The following is a 5328-nucleotide window of genomic DNA, read 5'->3' as shown; positions in this document are numbered from 1 at the left end:
ACACCCCGCCACCACACCAACGAGCACCATCTCCACTGGTCACGCTTCCGCAGACGCAGCCAGGCCCGAGCCCGCACCTCCCACTACAAACGCCGAGGCCACAACCCCCAGATGCGGTTGCAGTATTAGGTGGCGCGGGCTTGGCCGGGTGTCGGGTTCGTGCGGATGCACGAAAAGAGGCACCTACGGGGGGAGGGTTCGTGGGTCGGGGTCGTCCCGGTGACCGGCCAGTGGTCTCTTGGATGAGGTGGGTGTCCGGACGGGCGCAGCGGATGACTCTGGTCTTGGGCCGGTCTGTTCGCTGTGGCTGGGGTGGCGCGCACCCTTCGGGCCTGCTCTGGCCGCACGTATTCGTCGTTGCCCGCGCGCCGCCTGGGCTTATGTAGCGGGCCGGTGGGTTCGTTGCCCTATCGGGCATCGGAGGGTGGGGACTGTTTTCAAACGGCGCACGCTTTGTTTTCAACACTCTGTTTAAAACGAAGTGTTTCGCGTTTCAGAACAGTCCCCACCTCCAGATGCCCAATAGGGCAGACGACCGCGCACCGCCACCACGGCCCGGTTGGGCAACGACCCCCACCGGCCCCGGGGATGACCAACAAGGGCACACAGAGGCGGCAGCAGCTGCGCGCCACCCCAGCCACAGCGAACAGACCGACCCCCAACGGCCGTCATCCGCTGCGCCCGTTCGGACACCCACCTCTTCCACCCGACAAACCGGCCGGTCACCGGGACGGCGAACACCCACGAACCCTCCCCCCGTAGGTGCCTCTTTTCGTGCATCCGCACGAAACAGACACCCGGCCAAGCCCGCGCCACCTAAGCCAGGCGTAGAAGCCGCCCCACCCACCACACGTGTCACCAACCTGCCCGAGCAACGGCACGCGAGCTGGACCAGGCGTCCCACAGCTCGGCGTAGACCCCGCCCGCCCGGGAGAGTTCCTCGTGGGTGCCGGTCTCGACGACGTGCCCGCCGTCCATGACCACGATGCGGTCGGCGGAACGGGCCTGGCTGAGCCGGTGCGCGACGATCAGTGCCGTGCGACCTTCGAGGGCGCGGTCCGCCGAGCGTTCCAGGGCGCGGGCGCCGGTGCTGCCCGCCTCGGCGGTGGCCTCGTCCAGCACGGCGACCGGTGGATCGGCCAGCACCAGGCGGGCCAGGGCGAGTTGCTGGGCCTGGGTCGCGGTGAGGCGGTGGCCGCCCTCGCCGACGACGGTCGCCAGGCCCTCGGGCAGCGCCTCGGCCCAGTCCAGGGCGCCGACCCTCGCGAGCGCCGCGCGCAGTGCGGACTCGGGCGCGCCCGGCCGCGCGAGCAGCAGGTCCTCGGCGAGCGGCCCGGCGAAGACGTGCACCTCCTGGGTGACCAGGCCGACCGCGCCCCCGGTGGTGACAGTGCCGCCGGTGGGCGGGTGGATTCCGGCGATCAGCTTGGCGAGCGTGGTCTTGCCCGCGCCGCTGGCGCCGACGAGCGCGACGCGTTCGCCCGGGTGGAGGACGAGGTCGAGGCCGTGGAGGACGGGGTTGCCCGGGTCGTAGGCGTAGGTGACGCCGGTGACCCGGACGGCTGCGGGCGAGGCCGGGAGGGGAGCCCGTTCCTCTGCGCCCGCCGGATCGCCCGGCGCGTCCCCCGGCGCGGGTGCCAGGTCCGCGACGCCGACGAGACGGGCCAGCCCGGCGAGGGCGGACTGCGCGTCGTCCATGAGGACGAGGGCGGCGTTGACCGGGTTGAACAGGCTGTGGAAGTACAGGGCGGCGGCCGTGGCGGTGCCGATGGAGACGGATCCGTGGCGGACGAGCAGGAAGCCCGCGCCCAGCACGGCGGCGAGCCCGGCGTACTCGGCGATGTGCAGGCGGGCGTAGAAGCTGAGGAGCAGGCGCACGCCGCGCTTGGTCACGCCGACGGCGGCGCCGGAGCGGCGTGCGACCTCGGCCTGGTGACGTTCTTCGAGGCGGAAGGCGCGGACGGTGGCGGCGCCGCCGATGGTGTCGAGGAGTTGCTGCTGCTGCGTGCCGGTGACGATGCGCTGCTCGGCGTAGAGGGGGACGGCGCGGCGGACGTACCAGCGGGCGGTGTGCGCCTGGACGGGCACGGCGACGAGTGCGGCGAGCAGGAATCGCCAGTCGAGGAGTGCGAGGGCGCCGAGGGTCAGGACGATGGTGAGGAGTGAACGGGCCAGCTCGGGAAGGGCGTTGCGGACGGCTTGGGCGACGGTGGTGACATCGGCGGTGACGCGGGAGGTGAGGTCGCCCGAGCCCGCCTTCTCGACCTGGTCCAGCGGGAGGCGCAGGGCGCGTTCGAGGAAGCGTTCGCGGAGTCCGGCGAGCGCGGTCTCGCCCAGGCGGGAGAAGAGGGAGAGGCCGAGGGCGGTGCCGGTGCCCTGGACGAGGGCGACGACGGCGAGCAGCAGGACGGGAACGGTGAGCGCCGTGGCGGCGCGGCGGTCGGCGACGAGGTCGACGATGTGGCCGAGAAGGGGCTGGGTGAGCAGCCCGACGGCGGTGGCGCCGGCCATGGTGGCGGCGGCGGCCAGGGCCAACCCGCGGTGGGGCCGGAGGAGTTCGCGGACGGCGGCGCGGGTGCGGGGGGCGGTGGCGACGGGCAGCAGCTCTCGTTCCTCACCGGTCATGACAGCACCGCCGTTCGGTAGGCGGGGTGGCGGCCCGCGAGGACGTGGTGGGGGGCGGTGTCCACGGTGCGGCCTCCGTCGACGAGGACCACGCGGTCGCTGACGGCGAGCAGCGCGGGGCTGGTGGTGATCAGAACGGTGGTGCGGTCGCCGCGCGCGGTCCTCAGGTGGCGCAGCCCGGCGGCGATGCGGGCCTCGGTGACGGCGTCGATGGCGGTGGTGGGGTCGTGGAGGACGAGGATCGGTGGATCGGCGGCCAACGCGCGGGCGAGGGCGACGCGTTGGCGCTGGCCGCCGGAGAGGGACCGGCCGCGTTCGCTGACGGCTGTGTCGAGGCCCGCGGGCAGGGAGCGGACCATGTCGTCGGCGCCTGCGGCGGCCAGGGCGGGAGCGAGGTCGGCGCCCTCGGGGGCGCCCGCGGCCACGTTCCCGGCGACGGTGCCGCTGAAGAGGTCGGCGTCGTGGGCGGCGACGAGCACGGTGGCGCGGAGCGCGGCCGGGTCGAGGCGGGTGAGCGGGGTGCCGTCGAGCTCGGCGACTCCGGCGGTGGGGTCGGTGTCGCGGCCGAGGCAACGCATCAGGGCGATGGCGTGGGCGGGGTCGGTGACGGCGACGCCCAGCAGTTCGCCGGGCGCGGCCTCCAGGTCGATGTGGCGCAGCCCTTCTCCGGCGACGCCGCGCAGGCGCAGGACGCCGGGGACGGCTCCGTCGGGGGCGGCGTCCCCGGCGGAGTGGGTGGCCGTGGGGGCGGCGAGGACGGCGGCGACGCGGGCGGCCGAGGCGCGGCCCTGGGCGAGTTCGGCGTTGACCCAGGCGAGTCCGCCCAACGGGCCGAGCAGGAACAGCGCGAGCCCCACGGCGGAGACCAACTCGCCGAGTGTGATGTCCCCTTGGACGCCGAGCCGTCCGCCGATGAGCGCGACGGCGGCGATGAACACGCCGGTGAGGCCGGTGGTCATGCCGGTCTGCCACGCCTCGGCACGCGTGGAGCGCAGGGTGGCGGTCAGTGCGTCGCGGCTGCCGCGCCGGTAGCGGGCGACGGCCGCGGGCACGGCGCCGATGCCCTTGAGGACCCGCAGCCCGGCCACGAGGTCGGCGGCGACGCCCGAGGCGTGCGCGGCGCGTTCCTGTTCGGCGGCGCTGTGGCGTTCCAGCGGCTTGCTCAGCAGGTGCCCGAGCCAGAGGAGCAGGGGCGTGCCGAGGAGGACGAGCAGCCCGAGCGTCAGGGAGATCCGCAGCAGCGCGACCGCGCCGACGAGGAGGCCGGTGAGCACGGAGAAGCCGAGCACCAGGGCGCTGCCGACCGTGCCGACGCGGCGGGTGTCCTCGGTGGCGACGGAGGTGAGGGCGCCGGGCAGACGGCCGCGTTCGGCGCCGCCGTGGGGGTGGAGAACGCGGCCGACGAGGTGAAGGCGCAGCGCGTGGCCCGCGTCGAGGGAGGCGTCCTCCCTGGCCCTCGCGCCCCAGCGGAAGCTGTAGGAGAGCGCCACGTAGACGACGGCCAGCAGGGCCAGCCAGCGCAACAGCGCCCGGCCGTCGCCGCCGTCGACGGCGCGGTCGATGACGACGCCGATGAGCACGGGCACCAGCGCCTCGCCCGCCTGGTGCCCGGCCCCCAGGACGGCGCCGACCGCGAGTCGGCGCCACTGACCGGCTATGGAGTCCCTGAGCACGCTGCGCCCCGTCGGCCTGCCCTCTCGCACCGCTCCTCCGAACCCCGTCGCGACGACCTCCCGCGGGCGGCGACCCGCTCGCGGCACGCCGCTTCCCACCCACGGCTTAGGTGAGGCTAGCCTAAGTGATCGGGGTCGGGACAGGTGTCACGGGTGGAGGGCGCCCAGCAGCAGCGGCAGGGAGGCGCGCAGTTCGCGCCTCCCGTATGTTCCGCCGTGGGTGCCCGGGTAGAAGTGCGCGGTGACGGGCGTGCCGAGGGTGATCAGCCGGTCGGCGAGGGCACGGGCCTCGCGCCCGGCGATGGCCTCGGTGGGAGAGATGACGTCGTCCGGCATCCCGGCCACCCACTCCTCGGTGCCGGGGATGAACGGGTCGGGCTCGGGGTCCGGCCCGTCGAGGAGCCCGGCGGTGCCGTCCCCGGCGGAGAGGTGGACGGGGGTCTCGCCGAAGCGCTCGGCCAGGTGAAAGGGGTCGCGGGCCTCCCAGTTGTCCCGCTGGGCGACCGGGTCGCCGAAGATCGCCGTGCCGTCGACGCCGACGTACCGTGCCCCGGAGAGCCAGAATCCGGCGTGCGCCAGCGGGTGGACCGCGCCGCTGTAGGAGGCGACGGCGCGGAACATGCCGGGGTTGCGCGCGGCGTGGGAGAGGGCGCCGAACCCGCCCTGCGAGTCTCCCCCGATCGCCCGCCGGGTGGAGGCGCCGTACTCCCGTTCCATCAGCGGCAGCACCTCGCGCAGGGTGAAGGTCTCCACGGCGGGCGGGCCGCCCGCGCCGTGGTTCCACCAGTCGGTGTGGAAGCCGAAGAGCGGCATGCCCGGCATGACGACGAGGGTGTCGCGCAGTTCCTCGATCTCGGCGACCCCGTGCTGGTCCACCCAGATCCGGTGGTCGCCGTCGCCGCCGGGGAGGAGGTAGAGCACCGGCCAGGTGTCGCCCGGCCGCCGCCGGTGCCAGCCTCGCGGGGTGAGGAGCGCGACGGCCTGTTCGGCGCCCAACGCGGGCGAGTCGAGGGTCACTTCGACCAGGCGG

General features: G+C 74.4%; 3 protein-coding genes. All 3 read right to left on the bottom strand.

The annotated features are described in order from the left end of the window. Positions 1 to 855: 855 nt before the first annotated feature. Positions 856 to 2625 carry an ABC transporter ATP-binding protein gene (locus ADY01_RS32115; protein WP_049580259.1) on the bottom strand — a complete coding sequence of 590 codons (1770 nt, stop codon included), beginning with the start codon at positions 2623 to 2625 and terminating at the stop codon, positions 856 to 858. Continuing rightward, complete coding sequence (locus ADY01_RS32110) at positions 2622 to 4328, bottom strand: ABC transporter transmembrane domain-containing protein (protein ID WP_049580258.1); 1707 nt, start codon at positions 4326 to 4328, stop codon at positions 2622 to 2624. Before ADY01_RS32110 ends, ADY01_RS32115 begins: the two co-directional genes overlap by 4 nt. Before the next feature lie 117 nt (positions 4329 to 4445). Continuing rightward, positions 4446 to 5328, bottom strand: an 883-nt coding sequence (locus ADY01_RS32105) for an alpha/beta hydrolase (RefSeq protein WP_049580257.1), incomplete at its 5' end; no start/stop codon positions are given.

Origin of the sequence: Streptomyces sp. SBT349 (genome assembly GCF_001083795.1) — a bacterium.
Lineage (GTDB): Bacteria > Actinomycetota > Actinomycetes > Streptomycetales > Streptomycetaceae > Streptomyces.
This window is presented reverse-complemented; position numbering and strand designations above follow the sequence as displayed.